General features: G+C 72.3%; 24 protein-coding genes. 8 read left to right on the top strand and 16 right to left on the bottom strand.

The window, feature by feature from the left end:
* Nucleotides 1–7: 7 nt before the first annotated feature.
* Nucleotides 8–655: a ScbR family autoregulator-binding transcription factor gene (locus BIV23_RS09435; RefSeq protein WP_071380320.1), complete on the bottom strand. Its 648-nt coding sequence runs from the start codon at nucleotides 653–655 to the stop codon at nucleotides 8–10.
* Between the two features lie 433 nt (nucleotides 656–1,088).
* Complete coding sequence (locus tag BIV23_RS09430) at nucleotides 1,089–1,739, bottom strand: Tat pathway signal sequence domain protein (RefSeq protein WP_071380319.1); 651 nt, start codon at nucleotides 1,737–1,739, stop codon at nucleotides 1,089–1,091.
* An 844-nt stretch (nucleotides 1,740–2,583) separates the two neighbouring features.
* On the opposite strand from BIV23_RS09430, the gene BIV23_RS09425 reads away from it, so the two are divergent.
* Together BIV23_RS09425 and BIV23_RS09420 are read left to right on the top strand one after the other, a co-directional pair.
* Nucleotides 2,584–3,282, top strand: coding sequence for a DUF6230 family protein (locus BIV23_RS09425; RefSeq protein WP_071380318.1), 699 nt, complete (start codon nucleotides 2,584–2,586; stop codon nucleotides 3,280–3,282).
* Nucleotides 3,276–3,743, top strand: coding sequence for a DUF6114 domain-containing protein (locus BIV23_RS09420; protein WP_071380317.1), 468 nt, complete (start codon nucleotides 3,276–3,278; stop codon nucleotides 3,741–3,743). Before BIV23_RS09425 ends, BIV23_RS09420 begins: the two co-directional genes overlap by 7 nt.
* A gap of 132 nt (nucleotides 3,744–3,875) precedes the next feature.
* Here BIV23_RS09420 and tatA read toward each other — a convergent pair whose 3' ends face one another.
* Both tatA and BIV23_RS09410 read right to left on the bottom strand, forming a co-directional pair.
* The gene (gene tatA, locus BIV23_RS09415) at nucleotides 3,876–4,163 is read right to left on the bottom strand and encodes a Sec-independent protein translocase subunit TatA (protein WP_071380316.1); all 288 of its coding nucleotides are present in this window, start codon (nucleotides 4,161–4,163) and stop codon (nucleotides 3,876–3,878) included.
* A gap of 55 nt (nucleotides 4,164–4,218) precedes the next feature.
* On the bottom strand, nucleotides 4,219–4,605 hold the full coding sequence (locus BIV23_RS09410) for an ArsR/SmtB family transcription factor (protein WP_425443471.1): 387 nt from the start codon (nucleotides 4,603–4,605) through the stop codon (nucleotides 4,219–4,221).
* 192 nt (nucleotides 4,606–4,797) lie between these two features.
* Here BIV23_RS09410 and BIV23_RS09405 point away from each other — a divergent pair, with 192 nt between their 5' ends.
* Entirely contained in the window at nucleotides 4,798–5,253 is a 456-nt protein-coding gene (locus BIV23_RS09405) for a tellurite resistance TerB family protein (protein ID WP_071373507.1), read from the top strand.
* Between the two features lie 209 nt (nucleotides 5,254–5,462).
* Here BIV23_RS09405 and BIV23_RS09400 read toward each other — a convergent pair whose 3' ends face one another.
* Complete coding sequence (locus BIV23_RS09400; RefSeq protein WP_071380314.1) at nucleotides 5,463–6,428, bottom strand: ABC transporter substrate-binding protein; 966 nt, start codon at nucleotides 6,426–6,428, stop codon at nucleotides 5,463–5,465.
* A gap of 232 nt (nucleotides 6,429–6,660) precedes the next feature.
* On the opposite strand from BIV23_RS09400, the gene BIV23_RS09395 reads away from it, so the two are divergent.
* The 4 genes from BIV23_RS09395 to BIV23_RS09380 are packed head-to-tail and all read left to right on the top strand — an operon-like array spanning nucleotide 6,661 to nucleotide 11,002.
* On the top strand, nucleotides 6,661–9,504 hold the full coding sequence (locus tag BIV23_RS09395; protein WP_071380313.1) for a sensor histidine kinase: 2,844 nt from the start codon (nucleotides 6,661–6,663) through the stop codon (nucleotides 9,502–9,504).
* On the top strand, nucleotides 9,501–9,974 hold the full coding sequence (locus tag BIV23_RS09390) for a roadblock/LC7 domain-containing protein (protein ID WP_071380312.1): 474 nt from the start codon (nucleotides 9,501–9,503) through the stop codon (nucleotides 9,972–9,974). Before BIV23_RS09395 ends, BIV23_RS09390 begins: the two co-directional genes overlap by 4 nt.
* Before the next feature lie 31 nt (nucleotides 9,975–10,005).
* Nucleotides 10,006–10,416, top strand: coding sequence for a DUF742 domain-containing protein (locus BIV23_RS09385; RefSeq protein WP_071380395.1), 411 nt, complete (start codon nucleotides 10,006–10,008; stop codon nucleotides 10,414–10,416).
* A complete protein-coding gene (locus BIV23_RS09380) occupies nucleotides 10,403–11,002 on the top strand; it encodes a GTP-binding protein (protein WP_071380311.1) in 600 nt (199 codons plus the stop codon). Before BIV23_RS09385 ends, BIV23_RS09380 begins: the two co-directional genes overlap by 14 nt.
* Nucleotides 11,003–11,008: 6 nt before the next feature.
* On the opposite strand, the gene BIV23_RS09375 is transcribed toward BIV23_RS09380, so the two are convergent.
* The 11 genes from BIV23_RS09375 to BIV23_RS09325 form a co-directional block, all read right to left on the bottom strand.
* Nucleotides 11,009–11,677: an ABC transporter permease gene (locus tag BIV23_RS09375; RefSeq protein ID WP_071380310.1), complete on the bottom strand. Its 669-nt coding sequence runs from the start codon at nucleotides 11,675–11,677 to the stop codon at nucleotides 11,009–11,011.
* The gene (locus tag BIV23_RS09370) at nucleotides 11,674–12,327 is read right to left on the bottom strand and encodes an ABC transporter permease (protein WP_071380309.1); all 654 of its coding nucleotides are present in this window, start codon (nucleotides 12,325–12,327) and stop codon (nucleotides 11,674–11,676) included. The genes BIV23_RS09375 and BIV23_RS09370 overlap by 4 nt, the downstream gene beginning before the upstream one ends.
* Complete coding sequence (locus BIV23_RS09365; protein ID WP_071380308.1) at nucleotides 12,324–13,472, bottom strand: ABC transporter ATP-binding protein; 1,149 nt, start codon at nucleotides 13,470–13,472, stop codon at nucleotides 12,324–12,326. The genes BIV23_RS09370 and BIV23_RS09365 overlap by 4 nt, the downstream gene beginning before the upstream one ends.
* Before the next feature lie 125 nt (nucleotides 13,473–13,597).
* Nucleotides 13,598–14,353 (bottom strand): FAD:protein FMN transferase, encoded by a 756-nt coding sequence (locus BIV23_RS09360; RefSeq protein WP_071380307.1) that lies wholly within the window; start codon nucleotides 14,351–14,353, stop codon nucleotides 13,598–13,600.
* A 1-nt stretch (nucleotide 14,354) separates the two neighbouring features.
* Complete coding sequence (locus BIV23_RS09355) at nucleotides 14,355–14,771, bottom strand: FMN-binding protein (RefSeq protein ID WP_071380306.1); 417 nt, start codon at nucleotides 14,769–14,771, stop codon at nucleotides 14,355–14,357.
* Nucleotides 14,772–14,786: 15 nt separating this feature from the next.
* A complete protein-coding gene (locus tag BIV23_RS09350; protein ID WP_071380305.1) occupies nucleotides 14,787–16,124 on the bottom strand; it encodes a ferredoxin reductase family protein in 1,338 nt (445 codons plus the stop codon).
* 194 nt (nucleotides 16,125–16,318) lie between these two features.
* Nucleotides 16,319–17,629, bottom strand: a complete 1,311-nt coding sequence (locus tag BIV23_RS09345; protein WP_245790466.1) for a PP2C family protein-serine/threonine phosphatase — start codon at nucleotides 17,627–17,629, stop codon at nucleotides 16,319–16,321.
* Between the two features lie 255 nt (nucleotides 17,630–17,884).
* Nucleotides 17,885–18,292, bottom strand: coding sequence for a peptide-methionine (R)-S-oxide reductase MsrB (msrB, locus tag BIV23_RS09340; RefSeq protein ID WP_071380304.1), 408 nt, complete (start codon nucleotides 18,290–18,292; stop codon nucleotides 17,885–17,887).
* A gap of 14 nt (nucleotides 18,293–18,306) precedes the next feature.
* The gene (gene murC, locus BIV23_RS09335) at nucleotides 18,307–19,698 is read right to left on the bottom strand and encodes a UDP-N-acetylmuramate--L-alanine ligase (RefSeq protein WP_071380303.1); all 1,392 of its coding nucleotides are present in this window, start codon (nucleotides 19,696–19,698) and stop codon (nucleotides 18,307–18,309) included.
* 98 nt (nucleotides 19,699–19,796) lie between these two features.
* Nucleotides 19,797–20,270: an indole-3-glycerol phosphate synthase gene (locus BIV23_RS09330; protein ID WP_107471121.1), complete on the bottom strand. Its 474-nt coding sequence runs from the start codon at nucleotides 20,268–20,270 to the stop codon at nucleotides 19,797–19,799.
* Between the two features lie 128 nt (nucleotides 20,271–20,398).
* The gene (locus BIV23_RS09325; protein ID WP_071380301.1) at nucleotides 20,399–21,199 is read right to left on the bottom strand and encodes a dihydrofolate reductase family protein; all 801 of its coding nucleotides are present in this window, start codon (nucleotides 21,197–21,199) and stop codon (nucleotides 20,399–20,401) included.
* Between the two features lie 37 nt (nucleotides 21,200–21,236).
* Between BIV23_RS09325 and zapE the strand changes: the two genes are divergently transcribed.
* A complete protein-coding gene (gene zapE, locus BIV23_RS09320) occupies nucleotides 21,237–22,340 on the top strand; it encodes a cell division protein ZapE (protein WP_071380300.1) in 1,104 nt (367 codons plus the stop codon).
* Nucleotides 22,341–22,498: the final 158 nt, after the last annotated feature.

Here is a 22,498-nt window from a genome sequence, read left to right as displayed (position 1 = left end):
GCGCGGGTCAGGCGGTTCTGATCTCCCGCTCCAGCTGCGTGGCGAGGGTGACGTAGCGGGGGCGGCGGTGCACCGGGACCAGGCCCCGGATCATCAGGTGCCACATCTCGGCGACCCGGCGCGGCAGCCGGCCCACCGGTTCGAGCGAGCGGCCGGCGACCCTGGTGCCGACGTAGAAGGAGACGAGGGAGTGCGCCACGACGCCGACGTCGAGTTCGCTGTGCAGGTCGGCCTCCCGCACGGCCCCGTGGAACTTGCGGGTCGCGAACTCCAGCCACTCGGTGAACAGGTGCCCGGCAGGCGGCCGTACGGCGATGTCGGCGGTGGCGAGACGCAGCGCGGCGCGCGGCACCGGGTCCTCCACGGCGAGCCGGGCGATGCCGAACGTGGCGCGCATCAGGGCCTCCAGGGAGGAGTAGCCGCGGCTCTCGACCTCGGTGACGAGCCGGCGCGCGGCCTCGGCGTTGAGTTCCTGGATCGCCTGGGCCAGATCGTCCTTGGCGGCGAAGTGGAAGTACAGCGCACCCTTGGTGACCTTTGCGTGCGCGACGATGTCGCTCAGGCTGGTGGAGTCGTAGCCTTGCCGGTCGAACAGATCGGCGGCGGCCGTGATGATCGTTGCCCGGGTCTGCTCGGCGCGTAACTGCCTCGCCATGATGGGACCCCTCCTCGCGACGTTAACGAACGGGACACGCGGTTTGTTTCTCACGCCCTGCATACGATAACTCACCGACGGGCAGGGAGAGCCGACCGTACGGGCCGGCGGAACGACGCGTGCCATCGGGGGATCACGTACGGAACAGCCCGTCAGCAGTCCGTGATCGTGCGAGATCAGAGCGGCCTCCCCCTTCCTCGTCCGCCGATGCGCGGCAGTCGCGCGACCACGCGCGCCGCACGCATGATCGCCACGATACGAGGCCGACGGCCGGCTCCTCAACGGGGGCTCGCAGGAGGCGTGAAACAGCCGAACCGGTCGGTGCTTTGCGCCCCCGATCAGGGGTACGCCGGCCCGGCGGAACGACGGCACGCCGAAAGCCCGAGCCGCCGGTGGCGGCTCGGGCTTTCGGTGAACTTCCCTCGCTCTGGGTCTAGTTGACGTACACCTGGGCGCCGCCGTCGGTCACGGGTGCGTACTTGGCCGTGAAGTAGCCGCTGGCGAAGCACAGCGACGAACCGGAGGACTTGGTGAACTGCTGGTTGGTGAAGGTGATGCTGCTGTCGGAGTTGTCGGTCTTCCCGGTCAGACCGGCCGCCCGGTAGACGCAGGTGATGCTGCCGAGCAGGGTCTTCAGCTTGACCGTGGTCTGGATGGTCGAGCCGCTGGCCGGGGAGACGGTCAGGGTGCCGTCGGAGGCGACCGTCGCCGTGTAGGGCAGGTTGTCGACGGTGATGCTGCTGACGCCGGTGACACCGATGACGTTGCTGGTGCACGAGGAGGCGTCGAAGGTGTGGCCGGAGACGGACTCGGTGGCCGTGCCGGGCGCCGACGGGTTGCCCGTGACCGAGGCGGTGAACTGGGAGGAGGTGCACGAGACGCCGCTGGTGCCGGTCGCGCTGGAGTAGAGCGTGGCGGAGGTGCCGGAGGCGAGCGGCGCGGTGAGGGTGTCGCCGACGGCGACGGCGGTGCCGCCCGCGCTGCCGGTGGTGAGGACGGCGCCGTCGGCGGAGGCCGGAGTGGCCACGGCGAGGGCGAGAGCGGTGGCGGCGCCGGCGAGGGTGAGGACGGTTCGCGTACGCATGGGCGGGTGCCTCTTTCCTGAGTGGGGATCGGGTGAGGTGAGGTGGAGGGTGGCGGATGGTGCGAGGTGGTGCACGCACGGCACGCACGGCAGTCGGTGCGCCCGGTGCTGCGAGGAAGGCGCGAACTGCCGTGGGCGCATGCGCGCGTGGCGCGTCACGCGAGCGGTGCGGGCGCCGGTGGCGGCGGCGCGGGGTGCGTGACGTGGTGGTGGCGGCGACGGCGGCAGGGCCTGGGGGCGCCGCCGGCGCGGGCCGTCGCGCCTTCTCCGTACGCGACGGACCGGCGACGGCGGCGGACCGGGCACCGGCCGGAGGCCTCGGGGGAAGGCCTCCGGCCGGGCCGGAGGGAGACGGCCGGCACCCGGGCCTGGGGGAATGGGACCCGTGCACCGTGCCGTGCGAGCGGTTGCCGTGAGCCGAGGTGAGCGGTCGCCGGGAAGGGGCCGGGAACGCGGCCCGTGACGCTCGGCGGATCCGGCGCCACGGATCCGTGAAACAGGGGAAGTTGTAGACCTGATCAACCATCAACGTCAAGCGCCGCAAGGGCAGTTGTGGCATGTGACCGAGACCCGGACAGGTTCGACACCCTTTTTTCACATCTCCCTTGACCCTTCAAAGTAACCGGCAGTAACTTCCTCGGAGGCTACTGCCGCGTAACGAGAAAGCCCTTGCCCGCCGGGAGTGCGAGGAGGCGTGCGCGGCGGTCGCTGTCCGCGCCAGGACACCGCGCCACCCAGGCCTCGTCATCGAACTACCGCCGTCCGCCCGAAGGGTGGGGCAGGCGGGGGTCCGACGGCAGGGGCCGGCCCGACCCGCAGTGGATCCATGCCCATGGGAGCAGACATGGCCTCGTCCCCGGACGTCCCGTCCGACGGCAACACCCCCGAGAACCCGGGAAACGGTTCACCGTCCGAAGCGCCACAGACCGCCCAGGCCGCCGCCGGTGGTGAGAGACGAGGCCGGGTCCGCGCACGCCGGGCCGCGGTGATGGCGGTGCCCGCCACCCTCGTCGCCGCCGGTCTCGCCGTCCTCACCGCGCAGGGCGCCCTCGGTGTGCAGTTCGCGATCTCCGGCATGCCGTTCACGGTCACCGCGACCGACCTCACCGGCACCGGGTTCGAGCAGTTCGGCGGGCTCGACACCATGGCCGACGGCAGCCCGAACGCCGGAAACAGCGGCGGGCAGGAGCTGATCGTCACCTCGGCGATCAAGAACGCCACGCTCACCAAGCTGTGCCAGAGCGTCGACCTCGGCGGCACCAACCTGCTGATCAGGGCGGGCGGCGGCGACACGCCGGTGTCCGCGAGCGACCTCACCACGGACTCGACCCAGCTGTCGGGCGACGCGGCGTTCAACAACATCGAGATCGGCAACGACGCGAGCACGCTGAGCAAGGCGGGCGTGAAGGGTCCGATCGGGGTCTTCAGCCAGCAGGCCGACACCGTGCACATCGCCCATCTGCGGCAGACCAACTACGCGACGACGGCCGGTGTGTTCAAGCTGCCCGGTCTCAAGCTCGGTTTCAGCAGCAAGGGTTGCTGATCGCCGTGCCGGACGCACCACGTCAGGGCGCGAGGGCGGCCTTCCGTGGCTGGCGGGCCCGCCGGCCGTTCTGGGGCGGGCTGCTGCTCGCCCTGGGCGGCGGCTGGATCCTGCTCACCGAGAAGGCCTCGCTGAAGGTCGTGATGCACATCGGCATGCAGGGCCTGGCCGGCTACCTGCTGCCGACGCTGATGGCACTGCTGGGCCTGCTGATCCTCTTCAACCCCTCGCAGCGCCTCTTCTACTCCATCACCGGCATCCTGGTCTCCCTGGGTACCTGGCTCACGTCCAACCTGGGAGGCTTCTTCCTCGGCCTCCTGCTCGGCGCCACGGGCTGCTGCCTCGCCTTCGGCTGGCTGCCCGACCAGGAGCCGCGTGTCAGCCGCCGCAAGCGGCGCAAGCAGCCGCGGTCCGCCGTCGCGGCACCCGCGGGGGCGGACGGAGCGGAGGGGCCGGCCTGAGGACCGGCCTCGGGCAGGGCCCGGGGTTCCGGGAGCCGGCCCCCGAGCGGCCGGCTCCCGGCCGGGAAGGGGACGCGCCCTGCGCCGGTCCGAGGGAGTGCGCGTCCCCTTCCGGGAGGCGGGCGGCGTCGCTCAGTGGGCCGCCGCGGCACCCGCGCCGGGCGCCGTGGCCGTGGCCTTGCTCGCCGCCGCGCGGACGTCGCTCGACGTCAGGACCTCCGTCGGCTGCACCACCGGCGTGTCCGCGGCGGCGGTGGACGCCGCGCCCTCCTCCTTCATCGCCTTCGCCTCGCTCTTGAGGATGCGCATCGACTTGCCCAGCGCCCGCGCGGTGTCGGGGAGCTTGCGCGCGCCGAAGAGAACGATGAAGACGACCGCGACGATCAGCAGATGCCAGGGCTCGAGTCCGTTGCGGAGCATGTCCGCCCCTCCCTCTCATGAACAGTTGCCATATTGCGCAACTGTACAACCTGGATCAGAGACCGCGCAGGCGACGGGCCGGGGCCTCGGCGGCGGTGTCCCCCGCGGCGAGGCTGTCGACGAGGAGCCGTACGACCTCCACGACGGCGGCCTGACCCGCGGTGTCGACGAAGTACACCTGCCGGCGGCCCTCGCGGCGGGAGCGGACGAGGCCGGCCAGCTTGAGCTTGGTCAGGTGCTGACTGACGGCCGGCAGTGCGCCGCCGACCCGTTCGGCGAGCCCGGTGACATCGCTCTCGCCGTGGGTCAGCGCCCACACGATGTGCAGCCGGGCGGGCGAGGCGAGCAGCCCGAAGGCGGCGGCCGCCTCGGTGAGCACCTCGGCGGAGGGGTCCTGACGGCCGGTGCCGGGCGCTGTCGCCACTGTCGCCTTCCTCTGCATTCCGCTGCGTCGTCCGCACCGCGACGGGGTTCCGTCCGGGTACGGGATTTCGGGTACGGGGATCACGGGTACGGGGACTCAGTCTAGGCGGGCGGGAACTTCCCGGCGGTGCCATGAGTTTCTACGGTGTTGTAGAAGTTGCCGCCGGTGCGCTGTGGGGAGCGTCCGGCCTTTTTGACACGAGGAGTGCGCATGGCCCTGTGGGACCGCATCAAGGAGTCCGCGTCGACGATGCAGACCCAGCTGGTGGCGAAGAAGAACGACCTGAAGAGCGGTGCGTTCCGGGACGCGAGCATGGCGATGTGCGCGCTCGTGGCCGCCGCCGACGGGACCGTCGACCCGTCGGAGCGGCAGCGGGTGGCCCAGCTCATCGCGACGAACGAGGTGTTGCAGAACTTCCCGGCGGACGACCTGCGCCGCCGTTTCGAGGAGAACCTGAACAAGCTGACGACCGACTTCGCCTTCGGCAAGGTGAGCGTCCTCCAGGAGATCGCCAAGGCGAAGAAGAAGCCGGCCGAGGCGCGGGCCGTCATCCAGATCGGCATCGTGATCGGCGGCGCGGACGGCGACTTCGACAAGACCGAGCAGGCCGTGGTGCGCGAGGCCTGCTTCACGCTGGACCTGCCGCCGCACGAGTTCGACCTCTGAACCCTGCCGGCCGGGGCGTCCACGCCGGCCGGACGCGGACGGGGGCACGCTCGGCACCGTCGGCCGCGCCCCCGCCCTCCGCCTGCGCCCAGGGGCGGTCGTTCGGATCAGGCCGGCCGTGACGAGCGGCGCGGGCCGGCCGACCCGAGCGGGGCGGAGGAGGGAGTCGACGCGATGAGGGTCCCCCGCGCCGGGACCCCTCGGCGGCGTCAGACCAGGCCCGCGGACTTCAGCCAGGTCTGGGCGACGTCCAGCGGGTCCTTGTTCTGGGCCTGCACCTGGGTGTCCAGGTCCAGCAGGGTCGCGGTGTCGAGCTTGGCCGAGACCGCGTTCAGCGCGTCGACGCCCTTCTGGGACAGGGCGCCCTTGCGCACGAGCGGCTGGACGTTCTCGAAGCCGAAGAGGTTCTTCGGGTCCTGGAGGACGACGAACTTCTCCTTGGTGATGGTCGGGTCCGTGGTGAAGATGTCGGCCGCCTGCACGGCGTCCTTCTTCAACGCGGCCTGGGTGAGCGGGCCGCCCGCGTCCAGCGCCCGGAAGGACTTGAAGTCGAGGCCGTAGACGGACTTCAGGCCCACCAGGCCCTGCTGCCGGGTCTGGAACTCCGGCGAGGCCCCGAGGACCAGGTCCTTCGCGACGTCCTTCAGGTCGGCGATGGTGGACTTCCCGGTCAGGCCGTACTTCTTCGCGGTGGCCGCGTTGAGCGTGACCGAGTCCTTGGACTGCGCCGCCGCCGGCTTCAGCAGCGTCAGCTTGGAGTCCAGCTTGGCCTCGATGGCCGTGGTGGTGGCGTCGGCCGTCGCCGGATTCGCCTTCGGGTCGAGATAGGCGAGCAGCGCGCCGTTGTACTCGGGCAGCAGCTTGATGGAGCCGCTCTTGATCAGCCCGTAGGTGGTCTCGCGGCTGCCGATGTTCGGCTTGTACGTGACCTTGACGCCCTTGGCCTTGAGCGCTTCGCCGTAGATGTCGGCGATCAGGGTGCTCTCGGGGAAGTTGTTGGAGCCGACGACGACGGTGTCGCCGCTCGCCTTGCCGTCGTCCGTCAGGGGGTTGCCGCCCGAGGAGCCGCTCTTGGAGGAACAGCCCGCCAGCAGAGCCGTCGCCGCCACGAGGGCGACGGCCGCCGCGCCCCGGTTCCTTCGGATGGACCTGCTGATGCGCTGTGTGGAAGTCACCCACTGATCCAATCCAGCCGGTTCTCGGTCAGTCAAGCGCAACAGATCACCGATTGGCCTCGATTTGCGGTCAGTTGTGCACAGAGAGCGCTGTCTTCGTCATGGATTCGTGATGCGATCTGCGCCGATTGTTCTTTCGGGAAGACTGTAATCTCTGGGGCAGTTGAAATCCGGCCACGGCAGTGCACGGGGCCCGCTTCGGCGTCGGAGAGCACCCCAGAAGGAGGCCCGTGTGTCCACGGACGAGGTGGACGCGCCCGCCCGGCACGCCCCGGCGCGGGGCAGGATGCGCGACGCCGCCGACCGCTGGCCCTTCCGCCGCAAGCTCAACCTCCTGGTCGGCATCCCGCTGGCCGTGATCGCCGTCCTGCTGTCGTACGTCTTCACCGACCTGGTGCTGCAGTGGAACAGCTCCTCCTCGGCGGCCCGGCTGGTGCGCGACAGCGTCCAGGTGGCACAGCTCGTGGACCGTATCGAGGCCGAGCACCAGCAGGCCATCCTGCTCTCGGTGAACTACGAGGCCGGGTACACCCAGTCCTCGACGTCCGCCTACGACGAGGCCCAGAACGCGGTCGACACCCAGGTGGCCAAGGTCCGCGCGGTCTTCGGGGACCGGCTGCCCGCCGGTGAGGCGCAGGCGCTGCGCGAGGTCGACGGCCTGTCCAGCCTGCGCCTCTCGGTCGAGGGGTCGTACATGCCCGCCGACAACGTCGACCCGGCCTACGCCCACGCCGCCCAGAGCGTGATCGACGGTCTCGGTCTGGACCGGAACGCGGACCTCGCCGACACCTTCACGGGCAACCTGCTGGACTCCCTGCTGCGCGCGGACGCCGCCCACGGCGCCTTCGAGACCAACGTGTTCGCGGCGAAGACGGGCGACACCAACGCGCTGATCGAGTTCACCAACGCGGTCGGTGCCTACGACCTCTACAACCACCAGGCCGACCGCTTCGCCCGGTTCGCCACCGAGGCCCAGGCCGAGGGGCTCGCGGGCATGGAGCACACTCCGGAGCAGCGCAACATCGCCCAGTCCTTCGCCGAGTTGCAGGTGGACGTGGGTCAGCTCCAGGCGAACGGCAAGGACGAGATCCGGCAGGCGGTGCAGGACGCGCTGGCCGGCTACCCGGACTTTTCCCAGCAGGCCGACGCCCGGCTGACGATCACCACCTCGCTGATCGACCAGATCGCCGCCGGCGCGGAGCACTCGGCCGGTTCCGCGCGGTGGCGCGCCGGGCTGCTGCTGAGCGGGGCGCTGCTCATGTTCGCGCTGTGGATCGCCTTCGCGGTGCTGGTGCGCCGCTCGGTGATCCGGCCCGTGCAGGCGCTGACCGGGGCCGCGCAGGAGGTCGCCGAGGTGGCCGGGCGCGAGCTGGCCCGGGTCGCCGACGACGACGCCGAGGACGACGGGCCGCCCCGGCTGCGGGACATGCCGGTCACCGCGCGCGACGAGATCGGTGAGCTCGCCGAGGCGTTCAACCGGGTGCAGACCACCGCCGGCGCGCTGCTGGAGCGGCAGGTGCTCAGCCGCCGCAACACCGCCGAGATGTTCGGCAACGTGGGCCGGCGCGTCAGCAACCTGACGATACGTCAACTCGCCCTGATCGACGCCGTGGAGCGCGGCGAGACGGATCCGGCGCTGCTGGAGCGGCTGTACTCCATCGACCACATCGCCGTACGACTGCGCCGCAACGCCGACAGCCTGATGCTGCTGGCGGGCATCCGCGAGGGCGGGCTGGACGGGGAGCCGACGGCGCTGTCCAACGTCGTCCGGGCCGCGCTCGGGCAGATCGAGGGCTATCAGCGGGTACGGCTGTACGCCGCGTCGGACGCCCTGGCCGAGCCGGACGTCATCGGCGACCTCACGCTGATGCTGGCCGAACTCCTGGAGAACGCCGTGTCGTTCTCGCCCGAGGGCAGCCCGGTCGAGGTGACCGTGCGCACCGGCGCCGAGGGCACACACGTGGTGATCACCGACCACGGCCTCGGCATGAGCACCGAGCGGCTGGCCGAGGAGAACGCCCGGCTGATCCGCCGCGAACGCCTGGACCTGGTGCCGACGAAGGTGCTCGGCCTGTTCGTGGTGGGCGCGCTGGCCCGCCGCTGGGAGATCGCGGTCGAACTGACCCGGACGCCGGGCGGCGGGGTGACGGCCGAGGTCACCCTGCCGACCTCGCTGCTGCGGCCGGCGAGCCCGGTGGCCGGGGCGGTCACGGTGCGGCCGACGCCCGCCGGGGCGGTGTCGGGTCCGGAGCGGTCCAAGAGCACCGTCCGGCCCACCGAGTCCGCGCAGGAACCCTCCTCCGCCGGGTCCCGGAACGCCGCCGACGGCACCGACCCGCTGCCGCGCCGGCTCCCCCGCCGCGAGCCGGAGCCCTCCCCGGAGCGGGCTCCCGCCGGCTCCCGGCCCCTGCGTCGCCGGGTCCGCGGCGCCACGCTGCACACCACCGCGGGTGCCGCCCAGTCGCTCCCCCGGCCGGCCCGCCCCCGCGACGCCGAGGCCGAACGCGACGCACTGGAGGAGTTCGAGGCCGCCGTCGAACGCGCCCACCGCGACAGCGACACCGGCAACCACCGACGCCCGGACGCCCAGCGCCCCGCCGGCACCGGGACACCTCCGGACACGGGGGCGCGCGTCGGCACGGAGGCACAGGCCGACACGAGGTCGCACGCCGGCACCGGGGCGCTCACCGACACGAGAGGGCCGGCCGAAGCCCCGGTGCACGCCGACGCGGAGGGACAGACCGGCGCCGCCGAGGCAAACGCCGCGAGTCGCGTGCACGCCGTCGACGCCCCGGCCGAGCACCCGGCGCGCACCCTCGGCTCCCCGGCCGAAGAATCCGCACACGCCCACGGCACTCCCGCCGATCCGCACCCCCCGGCCGGGCGCACCGCCGACGGCACGCCCGGCCGCACGCATCCCACCGAGCACCCCGCCGACGACGTCACCCACCCCCGCAGCGCCACGGCCGAAGCCCCCGCGCACGGCGCCGACACCTCCGTCGACAACGTCGTACCCGCAGCCCACGCCACCGCACCGCACGACCAGATCCACCTCCCCGAAGGAGCCGACAGTTGAGCACGTCGACAGGTGACACCCCGGCGGGCGACGCCGCGCCGGCCGATCTCCAGGCGGCCGCGGCCGACTTCACCTGGCTGCTGAACCGCTTCGCCACCGAGACCGCCGGTGTCGTGGACGCGATCGCCGTGTCCTCCGACGGCCTGCTGATCGCGGTGTCCGAGCTGCGCGAGCCCGCCGACTCCGAGCGGCTCGCGGCGATCGTGTCGGGCATCACCAGCCTGGCCGCAGGCGCCTCCGGCAACTACGGTCTGGGCGGCCTGAACAAGGTCATCATCGATCTGGAGGGCGGTCATGTGCTCGTCTCCGCGATCGGCTCCGGCGCCGTGCTCGGTGTCGTCACCGACAAGGAGGCCAAGCTCGGCAACATCGCCTACGAGATGACCCTGTTCGCCAACCGCGCCGGTGCCGCGCTCAGCCCGCAGCTGGTGCTGGAGCTCAAGAACAGCGTCGCCGCGTCCGCCCGCTGAGCGTCCGCGCACGGAGAGAGAGCAGATGGTCATGGCGGACGGTGCGACGGGCCCGGACCCGGTCGGCCCCGCCCCCGCCGTACGGCCGTTCCTGGTGACCGCCGGCCGGGTCGCGGACGACGGCTCCGGCCGGGCGCTGCCCCTGGAGACCCAGGTGGTGGCCACCGCCGAGGGCCTGGCGGTGCTCGCCGGGCTCTCCTTCGAGCGGTACGACATCGTCGACGCCTGCCGGCTGCCGCAGTCCCTCGCGGAACTCGCGGCCCGGCTGCGCCTGCACCTCAACGTGGTCCGCGTGCTGGCCGAGGACCTGCGCGAGGCGGGGCAGCTGGCGGTGTACGTGCCGGACGCCGGCGCCTCGCGCGACGCGTCCGTCCTGCGCAGGCTCATCGATGGCCTCAAGGCCGTCCCCGACTCCCGAGGGGTACCGAGTGACACCGACTGAACCGCTCGTGCGCGGCTCGGCCGCACCCGCCGCCGTACGGCCGCCGCTGCCGGTGAAGATGGTGGTCGCGGGCGGCTTCGGCGTGGGCAAGACCACCGCGGTCGGCTCCATCTCGGAGATCGAACCGCTCACCACCGAGGCGTCGATCACCGAGGTCGCGGCGGGCGTGGACGATCTCACACACACCCCGCGCAAGACCACGACCACGGTGGCGATGGACTTCGGGTGTCTGACCATCGACCCGACGCTGAAGCTGTATCTGTTCGGCACACCCGGGCAGGAGCGGTTCGGGTTCATGTGGGACGACATCGTCGAGGGTGCGGTCGGCGGGCTCGTCATCGTCGACACCCGCCGCCTGGACGACTGCTACGCGGCCGTCGACCACTTCGAGCACCGGGACATCCCGTTCGCCGTCGCCGTCAACGCCTTCGACGGCAGGGTGGAGCACACCCTGGACGAGGTCCGCTGGGCGCTGGACGTCCCCGACGGGGTGCCGGTCGTGGTGTTCGACGCCCGGGACCGGGGCTCGGTGCGGGACGCGCTGCTCGTCGTACTCGAACTGGCGCTGGCCCGCACCGAGTTGTAGCGGGGGTCAGCCGCCGCGCCGTACCCCCGGCGAGACCGTGATCCGGGACAGCGCCCAGAACACCAGCAGGGTGACGAGGGCGAGGGCGGCGACCAGGGTGGCGCCGCCGACGACCTTCTCGTAGTTCTTCTGGTAGAGGCCGTCGATGATGTAGCGGCCGAGGCCGCCGAGGCTGACGTAGGCCGCGATGGTGGCGGTGGAGACGATCTGGATGGCCGCCGTGCGCAGGCCGCTCAGGATGAGCGGGAGTGCGACCGGCACCTCCACCTGGAACAGCACCCGCGCCTCGGGCATGCCCATGCCCCGCGCGGCGTCCACCGGCGAGGGGTCGACGGAGCGGATCGCCTCGTAGGTGGTGACCAGGATCGGCGGTACGGCGAGCACGACCAGCGGGATCATCACCGGCAGCAGACCGAAGCCGATCCAGATGAACATCAGGACGAGGAGACCGAAGCTGGGCAGCGCCCGGCCGGCGGTGGCGAGCAGCGCGAGGGCGTTGCCGCCGCGGCCGTAGTGGCCGGTGACCAGGCCGATGGGCAGACCGATCAGGGCGGCGTACAGCAGTGCTTCCAGCGAGTACGTGATGTGCTCGGTGAGCCGGGTGGGAATGCCGTCGTAGCCGTGCCAGTGGGCGCTGTCGCTGAAGAAGGCATGCGCGAAGTTCAGGACGTTCACCGGGCGGCACCCTTCGTCGGCATCCAGGGGGTGAGCAGCCGGCGGACGAGGACGAGTGCCGCGTCGGCGAGGATGCCCAGCACGGCGGTGGTCAGTACGGAGTTCACGGCCAGAGCGGGGCGGTGGTACGTGGTGGCGGCGTAGAGCATGTTGCCGAGGGCGCCCTGGTTGCCGATGAGCATGCCGACGCTGACCAGGGAGAGGCTGGAGACGGTCGCCACCCGCAGGCCCGCGATGATCGCCGGTACGGCGATGGGCAGTTGGACCTGGAGATAGCGGCGCACCGGCCCGAAGCCCATGGCCTGCGCGGCGGCGAGGGTCTCGGGCGGCACCGAGCGGACGCCGTCGACGATCGCCGGGACCAGCACCACCAGGCTGTAGATCGCGAGCGGGATCATCACCGTGGTCTCGCTCTGCCCGACGTAGTCGATGAGGACGACGAAGAAGGCCAGCGAGGGGATGGAGTAGAGCACGGTGGTGACGCCGAGGACGGGCGGGTAGACCCAGCGGAAGCGGACACACAGCTGGGCCACCGGCAGCGCGAGGACCAGCCCGGCGAGCACCGGCAGCAGCCCTTCGCGCAGGTGCAGGGCGACGAGGCCGAGGTAGCTGTACTGCAGGTCGCTCGGCAGGTCGAAGAAGCCGTTCACCGCACGGCCTCGGCGTCGGCGGCACCGGCCGCGTCCGCGGCGCCGGCCGCCCGGCTGTGGGCGGCGCGGATGGCGTCGCCGATGACCTGCTGCGAGACGACGCCGACGGCGCGGCCCTCGCCGTCCACCGCGACGGCCCGGCCGGTGGGCGAGAGCACGGCGCCGTCGAGCGCGGTGCGCAGCGAGTCGGTGCCGGGTACGAACGGGCGCCCGTGGTCGAGGAGTTGACCCGTGTCGACGGCGCCGGCGGTGAGCCGGTCCGGCTCGCTCCAGCCGAGCGGCCTGCCGTCCGCGTCGGTGACGAGGAGGTAGGGGGCGGCGGAGCGTGCGGCGATCGTCTCGGCGTCGGCGTCGGCGGCCACGATCGGCTCGGTCTCCAACTCCAGCTCCGCGGAGGGGAAGAAGGACAGCCGGCGGATGCCGCGGTCGGCGCCGAGGAAGTCCTCCACGAAGGCGTCGGCGGGCGCGCTGAGCAGCTCTGCGGGCGGGGCGAACTGGGCGAGCCGGCCGCCGGTGCGCAGCACGGCGACCATCGTGCCCAGCTTGATCGCCTCGTCGATGTCGTGCGTGACGAAGACGATGGTCTTGCCCAACTCGTCCTGGATGCGGAGCAGTTCGTCCTGGAGTCCCTTGCGCACCACGGGGTCGACGGCGGAGAACGGCTCGTCCATCAGCAGCACCGGCGGATCCGCGGCGAGCGCCCGGGCCACGCCGACACGCTGCTGCTGACCGCCGGAGAGCTGGTACGGATACCGCCTGGCCAGCGCGGCGTCGAGCCCGACCCGCTCCATCAGTTCGGCGGCGCGGGCCCGGGCCTGCTTCTTCGGCGTGCCGAGCAGCCGGGGCACGGTGGCGATGTTGTCGAGGATGGTGCGGTGCTGGAAGAGCCCGGCGTTCTGGATGACGTAACCCATCGACCGGCGCAGGGTGTTGACCGGTTGCTGCCGGATGTCCGTGCCGTCGAGGAGGATGCCGCCCTCGGTGGGCTCCACCATGCGGTTGATCATCCGCAGCGTCGTCGTCTTGCCGCAGCCCGAGGGCCCGACGAGGACGGTGATCGCGCGGTCCGGTACCTCCAGCGACAGCCGGTCGACCGCGACCGTGCCGTCCGGATACCGCTTCGTGACTGAATCTATCCGTATCAAAACGCCGAATACCCTTCGGGTTTGGCAGCTTCCGCCCGTTTCCGGCCAAGGTCGTCGGTGCGCAGGCCGTTGCGGGGAGAGTCTAGACCGCGAGTGTTTCGGCACTCTGGCGGGCGCGTGGCCGGTCAGGCCAGCGGCAGCCCGGGGGTACGGATCACGCTCCGGCCGGCGTCGACCGCGAACACCTCGCAGCCCGGGCGCGCGGCGGCCCAGGCCGGTCCCTCGGCGCCGAGCGCGAAGGCGGCCGTGGCGGTCGCGTCCGCCTCGGTCAGCGTCGGGGCCAGCACGGTGAGGCTGAGCAGTCCGGTCACGGGGCGCCCGGTGCGGCCGTCGAGGATGTGGTCGCCGCGCTCGTACCGCCCTGAAGTGGCCACCGCCGCGTCGGTGACCGTCAGCACGGCGCACACCTGGTCGGCCCGTTCCGGATGCCGTATCCCGACCCGCCACGGGCCGCCCGCGGCGACCACGTCACCCCCGGCGTTGAGGCAGAACCGGCGCGCGCCGGCCGCCGCCAGCAGCCCGGCCGCCCGCTGCACCGACCAGCCCTTGACCACCGCGCAGGGGTCGAACTCCCGCCCGGGCAGCCGTACGTCGAAGGCGCCGCCGGTCGCGGCCCGGTACTCCTCGCACAGGCCGAGCACCTCCGCGAGGTCCGCGCTCAGCGCGCCGTACGCCACCTCGCCCCGACCGTACCGGGACACCTCGCTCTGTGGCAGGAACGGGCTGAACCGGGCGTCCGCCTCGTGCAGCCACGCGAAGACGGCGTCGGCGGCCGCGCGGAAGCCGCCCCCGTCGCCCTCGGCCCCCTCGTCTCGGACCTCCCCCTCGTCGTCGATCCGCAGCGACACCGGGAAGCCCATGACGTGTTCGACACGCCGCACGTCAGGAGGCCTTGGCGTCGATGGCGGCCTGGAGGGACTCCTTGTACCCCTGGCTCGTGATCGTGGCCCCGGACACCGAGTCGATGTGGGCGCTCTGCGCCTTCAGGGTCTCCGTGACCAGCTCCGGTACGGCCCACCTGGTCTGCGGGTGGTGCGGCGCCTGCAGCATCCGTACGGCGGCGATCCGGTCGCCGCGGAAGGTCACCTCCACCTGGAAGACGCCCTTCACGGTGTCCACCGCGGTGCCGGGGACGACTCGCAACGACGAAGGGGACGAAGCCGATGAAGGGGACGACGGCACGGCGGACGGTGTCGACGCGGGCCGGGCGGCGTCGGCGGTCCCGGCCGACGGCTGGTAGCGCCAGACCGGGACCAGCCCCGCGACGGTCAGGAGGAGGACGGGAACGGCTCGCTTCACGGTGGGACGCCTCTCTCAGCCCGCGAGACTGAAACGCTCGAAGTGGATCTGCTTCCTGGGCACGCCCAGGTCCCCGAGGCTGCGCAGCACGGCGGTCATCATCCCGGGCGGCCCGCACAGGAAGACGTCGCGGTCGGCGATGTCCGGGACCAGCCGGGCCAGTTCGCGCGGGGCGAGCCGGTCGGGGACGACGGGACCGGTCACCAGGTGCAGCTCGGCGCCCTTGGCGAGGGCGAGGTCGCGCAGCTCGTCGTGGAGGACGGCGTCCCGGTCGGCGGCCACCCGGTAGATCACCACGGCGTGGCCCTCCAACTCCTCCAGCAGCGCCCGGATGGGGGTGACACCGACGCCGCCCGCGATCAGCACGGACTGCGGGCGGGTGCGGTGCAGCGTGGTGAAGGCGCCGTACGGGCCCTCGGCGAAGACGCGGGTGCCGGGCTTCAGATGGCGCAGGGCGGCGCTGCCGGCACCGGTCGCCTTGGCGGTCAGGCGCAGGGTGCGGCCGTCGGGGGCGGCCGACAGGGAGAACGGGTTGGCCTGCCACCAGCGGTCCCTGGTGAGGAAGCGCCACAGGAAGAACTGACCGGCCCGGGCGGGCAGCCGCTCCAGGTCGCGGCCGGTGACGTAGACGGAGACCACGTCGTCGGACTCGGGGACGACCGCCTCGACGCGCAGCCGGTGCCGCAGATTGCGCCACAGCGGGAGCACCATCCGGCCCGCGACCACCGATCCGAGGGCGCCGCCCCACAGCGTGTACCAGTACGTCCGCGCGACGGGCGAGGAGGTGAACGTCGTACCGGCCGCGACCTGGTGGGTGAAGGCGAGGACCACCGCGGCGTAGGTGTAGAGGTGGATGAAGTGCCAGGTCTCGTAGGCGAGTCGGCGCCGGGCCCAGCGGGCGGAGACCGCGCCGACCACGACGATCAGCGACAGCGCGACGATCGCCCGCAGTACGCCCTCGGTGGTCTCGGCGAGGTTCACGAGCTGGTCCACCGGGTCCATCGAGGACGCCTGGGCGTAGCCGAAGGTGATGAACACGACGTGCGTGAGCAGGGTCCACAGGACGCCGAAGCCGGTCCGGCGGTGCCAGGAGGTCAGCCGGTCCATGCCGATCCTGCGGTCCAGCCAGGGCAGCCGGGCCACCAGCAGCAGCTGGAAGGCCATGAGGAGGGCGCCGTACAGACCGCAGAGGCGGCCGAGCACGATCAGCGTGTTCGAGGCGAAGCCGGCCTCGACGAAGAACCGGGCGACCACGACCGCGTTGGCGGCCAGCAGGGCGTACAGCCCGGTCCGGGCCACGGCGCGGGGACGGATCGCCGTGGGGGGCGCGGGACGGGTCTGGAGGGTCGTCACGGACGGCAGCTCCTTGATCGGGTCCTGGGTGACGGGCTTCGCCCGCGGATGCTGCCGTTCACCTGCCGGACGGCTTTCAACCGAGTATCGAAGTGCCCGGTGGGGCGGGCACCTCCGGTGGGGCCGTACGGGTGGCGCACCTGTGTGACCTGGACCTGCGCGGGCCCGTCCGCGCGAGGCCGACGGGCAGGGCCCTACGGCGCGTCGGCGTGTCTGGTGTACGGCCGCGCGGCCAACGCGGCGACGTCGTCCTCCGCGTGCCGCGCGTCCAGCCGTTCGAGGATCGTGTCCAGTACGTCGTCCAGCCCGTTCCCCGCGGGGAAGCGGACGGCGGACAGCCGCGCCAGCGACTCGTCGATGTCCTCGCCCCGCCGCTCCACCAGCCCGTCGGTGAACAGCACCAGGGTCTGCCCCGGCGCCAGCGGATGCGTGGCCGACTCGTACCCGCCGAGCCCCGTGCCCAGCGGCGGCCCCACGGGCACCGTCAGCAGCCTGGCCGAGCCGTCGGGGTCGATGAGCACCGGCGGCAGGTGCCCGGCGCTGGCCAGTGTGACCTGGCCGCGGCCGGGGTCGACGCCCGCCAGCAGACAGGTCGCGGGCCGGCGTTCGGCCTCCCGGGAGGAGATCTCGTCGATCTGCCGCAGCACCCGGTGCGGGGGCAGGTCGGCGGAGGCGATGTAGCGCAACGAGGAGCGGTAGGCGTTCATGTCGACGGCGGCCTCCAGGCCGTGCCCCATGACGTCGCCGACGACCAGCAGGGTCCGCCCGAAGTGCAGCCGCACGGTCTCGCACCAGTCGCCGCCGACGACCGCGTGCCGGCCGGCCGGGAGGTAGCGGATGGCGACGTCGAGGTTGGGGTGCGGGCGGCCGGGCTCTTCCAGCAGGGCACGTTGCAGGTCGCCGGCGGTGCGGTTGACGTGTTCGTAGGCGCGGGCGTGGCGGATGTGGGAGGCGGCGCGCTCGGCGAGCACGCTCAGCAGCTCGGCCTCCAGGGGACGCAGCGGCTCCCCGGAGCGGGCCCACACCAGGACGCCGTACACATCGTCCGCGCTGGTCAGCGTCAGGCACAGGGCGGCCCGGGTGCTGGGCCCGCCGGCGTGTTCCAGCCAGGGATCGGCCGTCGCGTCGAGCGCCGGTGCGCCCGCTTCCCGGGCCACCGCGGTGGCCCAGCGGACGTCGGGGAGCACGTCGGCGTCCCCGTTGATCTCCTCGTACCCGGAGATCGTCTTCCCGGTCCGGCGCAGCACGGCGGCGGTCCCGCCGGCCAGCCGTACGGCGGCCTCGGTCAGCTCGGCGCAGGTGGTGGACTCGACGAGGGTGCTGCCGATGCCGGCCAGGGCGTCGCTCAGGAGGGCGAGCCGCGCGCGTGCCGTGGCGACGTCGGCGGCCTGCGCGGCGGTCGCGGTGCGCGCGGGTGCCGACGGCTCCCGGTCGTCGGCGCCTGCGCGACGGTGGCCGCTGTCGGCAGGCCACGGCCTGCGACGGGACTGGATCCAGCGCGCCACACCCCACACCCTCACAGAATCTCAAACCGGAGCGAACAGGGCATCGGCCTCATGCGCCGCATCCGCACCACCGGCCCCATCAGTCCCGGCAGCCCCGTGCGGGGCTCCCTTCTCGGCCCCCGCCCCATGTCCGGTGGTGCTCATCTTCGATCGGCCGAAGCGTTTCGGACACGCCTTTTGCCAGATTCGGCGCGTCCGTTGATCCGCTTCATGCCGGTCCTCCACGAGACCGCCACGGGCGGAGGCCGACCGTCCTCAGCTCTCCTCGGGAGCCAGGCGCAGCGAGACGGAGTTGATGCAGTACCGCTGGTCCGTCGGGGTCGGGTAGCCCTCACCGGCGAAGACGTGCCCGAGGTGCGAGCCGCACCGCGCGCAGCGCACCTCGGTGCGGACCATCCCGTGCGAGCGGTCCTCGATCAGCTCGACGGCGTCCGTGTCCTTCGGGTCGAAGAAGGACGGCCAGCCGCAGTGCGACTCGAACTTCGTGTCCGAGGTGAACAGTTCGGCCCCGCAGGCCCGGCAGGAGTAGACGCCCGGGGTCTTGGTGTCCGTGTACTCACCGGTGAACGCCGGTTCGGTGGCGGCCTGGCGCAGCACGGCGTACTCGGCCGGTGTCAGCTCCGCCTTCCACTGCTCGTCCGGCTTCTCGACGTCGTACGACATGAGCCTCAGCCCCTCTACTGCTGCGACAGGCGGTCCAGGATCAGCGGGCCCAGGTCGGTCACGTCGCCCGCGCCCATGGTGAGAACGAGATCACCGGGCTTCGCCATTCCCGCGATCACGGCGGGGCTCTCCGCCTTGTCGTGCACCGCGGTGACGTCGGCACCGGCGGCACGCGCGGCCTGGATGATCAGCTCGCTGGTCACGCCCGGGACCGGGTCCTCGCGGGCCGGGTAGATGTCGAGGACGACCGACGCGTCCGCGAGGGCCAGGGCGTCGCCCATCTCCTTGCCGAGTTCCTGGGTGCGCGAGAACAGGTGCGGCTGGAAGACGACGAGGATCCGGGAGTCGCCCGCGGCGGCACGCATGGCCTCCAGGTCGGCGGTCATCTCGGTCGGGTGGTGGGCGTAGGAGTCGATCACCTGGACGCCGGCCGCCTCGCCCTTGAGCTGGAGGCGCCGCTTGACCCCGGTGTAGGCGGCGAGCGCGGGCGCCAGCTCCGCGGCGGGGATGCCGAGGGCGGCACCGGCGGCGAGCGCGGCGACGGCGTTGAGGGCGTAGTGCCGGCCGGGCACGGAGACGGCGAAGGTCAGCTCCTGCCCGTCGAGCACCGCGGTGACCCGGCTCGTCAGCCCCTGCGGGACGATCGACAGCACGCGTACGTCGGCGTCCTCGGCCTCGCCGTACGTCACGGTCCGCACGGAGTCGGCCAGCCGCCGGGTCAGCTCGCGCGCGCCGTCGTGGTCGGCGGAGATCACCAGCGTGCCGCCGGGCACGATCTTCCCGGCGAAGGTCTCGAAGGACTCGTAGATCTCGTCCATCGAGGCGTAGTTGGCGTGGTGGTCCAGCTCGACGTTGAGGACGATGGCGACCTCGGGGGCGTACGTGTGGAAGCTGCGGTCCGACTCGTCGGCCTCGGCGACGAAGATGTCGCCCGTGCCGTGCAGCGCGTTGGAGCCGGGCGCGTCCAGGTCGCCGCCGATGGCGTACGACGGCTTCAGGCCCAGCTCGGTGAGCGAGACGGCCAGCATCGAGGTCGTCGTGGTCTTGCCGTGCGTCCCCGCCACGGCGATCGGGCGCAGCCCCTGCATCAGCGCGGCGAGCGCGTCGGAGCGGTGCACCACCGGGATGCCCAGCTCGGCGGCGCGGGCCAGCTCGGGGTTGTCCTCCCGGATCGCCGAGGACACGACGACACAGCTCGCGTCGTCGGCGAGATGCCCGGCCGCGTGCCCGATGTGCACGGTGGCACCGGCCGCCCGCAGCGCCTCGACGGTCGCCGACTCCTTGGCGTCGCTGCCGGCCACCGCGGCCCCGCGCTGGGCGAGGATCCTGGCGATCCCCGACATCCCGGCGCCGCCGATGCCGATGAAGTGCGGTCGGTCCATGGCGGCAGGAAGGCCGGGTGCCATGTGGTTCTCCCCAGAGGACGGTGCGTACTAGAGCGGGCCTAGCCTATGCGCTCGAGCGCGGCCCGCCTCGCAAGGGGCGAGGGGGCGGCAGACTCGGCTCACACCTTGCTGTGCGAGAACAACTTCAGCACCGGCACGCCCACCTTGTGCCGCGCCCGCGACGCCCAGTCCCGGTGGAAGAACTCCTCCACGTAGTGCGGATCGGTCAGCACGATCACCTCGTCCGCCGACGCCTCCGCCACGAGGGCCTTCAGCGCCTCCAGCGGATGGTCCTCGACCAGCCGCCCCTCCGCCGTGCTCCCCGCCGCACGCAGCGCCTGCACCGAGACGTCGAGTGCCTGCTGTCCCACCCCCTGCGCCGCCGTCCCCTCCGGGGTGTCCCGCTCCCGCACCGCCTCGTCGAGTTCGCCGAGCGCGATGTCGTCGATGGCGCGCAGCAGGCGGTCCGCCTGGTCGCCGCGCGGCTGGAGGAGTACGTGGAAGGTGACCGGCTCGTCTCCGTGCAAGGTGGTGACGAACTCCACGTCGGCGGACGTCAAGGCCTTCTCGATCATCAGAACGCTTGTGAACACCGAACGCCTCTTCTCCTCCGTGGCCCGGCAGGGCCGCTGCGGAAACCATCCTGCCCCGTGCTCCCACGGGTTCTGCCGGTCTAAGTCTGCCCTCCGAAAGCTAAACGGAACGGCAGATTCCGCTGATTTCAGGACCGACGGTAGCGACCGAACAGGAATCCGGCCTCCTCGAGGAGGGACACGAGCGCGAAGCGGCGCGGCACGGCGACCGACGGTCCCCCGGCGACGCGCTGCGCCTCGCCCGCGGTGAGCATGGGCGAGAGGGTCAGGCACATCTCGTCCAGCACCCCCGCGGCGATGAACTGGCCGAGCAGCCGGGGCCCGCCCTCGGTGAGCAGCCGGGTGTGGCCGAGCCCGGCGAGGGCGCGCACCGCGCGCGCCGGGTCGATGCCCGCGCCGTCGCCCGCGACCACCACCCGCGCGCCGGCCTTCCCGGCGGCGGCGACCCGGTCCGGGGCGGCCGCGGCGCCGGTCAGGATCAGGGTGGGCACCAGGGGCGAGGTGAACAGCGGGAGGGAGAGGTCCAGGTCCAGGCTCGCGGTGACGACCGCGATCGCCGGCGCCGGGCCCTGTCCGGCGGCCGCGCGGGCCGCGGCGAACTCGGCACGCGCGCGTGCCGGGCGGTACGCCTCCTGACGTACCGTTTCCGCGCCCACGACCACGACGTCCGCGAGCGCCCGCAGGGTGCCGAAGATCCGCATGTCGGCGGCGCAGGAGATGGGCTGCGAGCGCCCGTCGTGCTGGGCCGCGCCGTCCAGGGTGGAGACCATGTTGGCCCGCAGCCACGGCCGCGGCTCCCCCGGCTCCGACCCCGGCTCCGGGTACGCGTAGGCGGCAGCCAGCTCGGCGAGGCTCCACTCACGGTCGGCGAGCGCCGCCGTACGGTCCTGGGCTGCTGTTTCGTCGGTCACAGGGAACAGGCGTCGCATGTCGTGCAGTGTGACACGGCGCTTAGCATGGGTAACCGTGTCGTCCTCCACCGCCGCCCCCGGTTCCAGCCCCGTGATCGAAGCGGGCCCCCTCTCCCTGTGCGCCCGCGAGCCGCATGTCCCCGCGGACCGGCTCGTCGCCGAGATGGTGCCGCCCCCGCGCTTCGACTCGGTCCGCTTCTCGACATACCTCCCGGACCCGAACCAGCCGAGCCAGACCGAGGCCGTGTCGGCCCTGGAGGGCTTCGCGGCCGGACTGGGCGGGGCGCACGCCTCCGGCGCCGGCAGGCGCGGCTTCTTCGGCTTCGGCCGGGCCAGGGGCCCCAAGGCCCCGGCCGGCCCGCGCGGGGTCTACCTGGACGGCGGCTACGGCGTCGGCAAGACCCACCTGCTCGCCTCCCTGTGGCACGCCACCCCGGCCGAGCCCGCCCGCAAGGCGTTCGGCACCTTCGTGGAGCTGACGAACCTGGTCGGCGCCCTCGGCTTCCAGCAGACGGTGCAGACCCTGTCCGGGCACAGCCTGCTGTGCATCGACGAGTTCGAGCTGGACGACCCGGGCGACACGGTCCTGGTGTCGACCCTGCTCGGCAAGCTGGTCGAGGCGGGCGTCGCACTCGCCGCCACCTCCAACACGCTGCCCGGCAAGCTGGGCGAGGGCCGGTTCGCCGCGGCCGACTTCCTGCGCGAGATACAGGGGCTGTCGGCCCACTTCCGCGCCCTGCGCATCGACGGCGAGGACTACCGGCACCGCGGTCTGCCCGAGGCCCCCCGGCCGTTCTCCGACGAAGAGGTGGCGAAGGCGGCGTACGCCACCGAGGCCGCCTCGCTGGACGACTTCCCGCATCTGCTGGAGCACCTGGCGAAGGTCCACCCGAGCCGGTACGGCGCGCTGACCGACGGGGTCACGGCCGTGTGCCTGACCGGCGTGCAGCCGGTGCCGGACCAGTCGACGGCGCTGCGGCTCGTGGTGCTCGCGGACCGGCTCTACGACCGCGAGGTCCCGGTACTGGCCTCGGGGCTGCCCTTCGACCGGCTGTTCAGCGAGGAGATGCTGAACGGCGGCTACCGCAAGAAGTACTTCCGCGCGATATCCCGGCTCACCGCACTGGCCCGGGACGCCAAGGGGCTCGTCGCCCCGTAGTCAAGAGCCAGATCCAGCCACCCGACCGGCACTTTTCACGCTCTCTCGCGCCCGTAACGCGCTGTTAACCCTGCAAAGGACTTTGCAGGGTTAATGTGTTTCTTGACCAATCATTGACCAGTGTTTGGTGCGCACGAGACGCGTGATCTCACGGAAGG

This window comes from Streptomyces monashensis (assembly GCF_001866665.1).
GTDB lineage: Bacteria > Actinomycetota > Actinomycetes > Streptomycetales > Streptomycetaceae > Streptomyces > Streptomyces monashensis.
The sequence above is the reverse complement of the archived record's forward strand: the minus strand, read 5'-3'. Positions and strand labels throughout refer to the sequence as shown.

What these genes read in the sequence shown, in the direction of transcription:
- BIV23_RS09435 (WP_071380320.1), bottom strand. Translation starts at nt 655, where the DNA reads ATGGCGAGGCAGTTACGCGCCGAGCAGACCCGGGCAACGATCATCACG.
- BIV23_RS09430 (WP_071380319.1), bottom strand. Translation starts at nt 1,739, where the DNA reads ATGCGTACGCGAACCGTCCTCACCCTCGCCGGCGCCGCCACCGCTCTC.
- BIV23_RS09425 (WP_071380318.1), top strand. Translation starts at nt 2,584, where the DNA reads ATGGCCTCGTCCCCGGACGTCCCGTCCGACGGCAACACCCCCGAGAAC.
- tatA (WP_071380316.1), bottom strand. Translation starts at nt 4,163, where the DNA reads ATGCTCCGCAACGGACTCGAGCCCTGGCATCTGCTGATCGTCGCGGTC.
- BIV23_RS09410 (WP_425443471.1), bottom strand. Translation starts at nt 4,605, where the DNA reads ATGCAGAGGAAGGCGACAGTGGCGACAGCGCCCGGCACCGGCCGTCAG.
- BIV23_RS09405 (WP_071373507.1), top strand. Translation starts at nt 4,798, where the DNA reads ATGGCCCTGTGGGACCGCATCAAGGAGTCCGCGTCGACGATGCAGACC.
- BIV23_RS09385 (WP_071380395.1), top strand. Translation starts at nt 10,006, where the DNA reads ATGGCGGACGGTGCGACGGGCCCGGACCCGGTCGGCCCCGCCCCCGCC.
- msrB (WP_071380304.1), bottom strand. Translation starts at nt 18,292, where the DNA reads ATGTCGTACGACGTCGAGAAGCCGGACGAGCAGTGGAAGGCGGAGCTG.
- murC (WP_071380303.1), bottom strand. Translation starts at nt 19,698, where the DNA reads ATGGCACCCGGCCTTCCTGCCGCCATGGACCGACCGCACTTCATCGGC.
- BIV23_RS09325 (WP_071380301.1), bottom strand. Translation starts at nt 21,199, where the DNA reads ATGCGACGCCTGTTCCCTGTGACCGACGAAACAGCAGCCCAGGACCGT.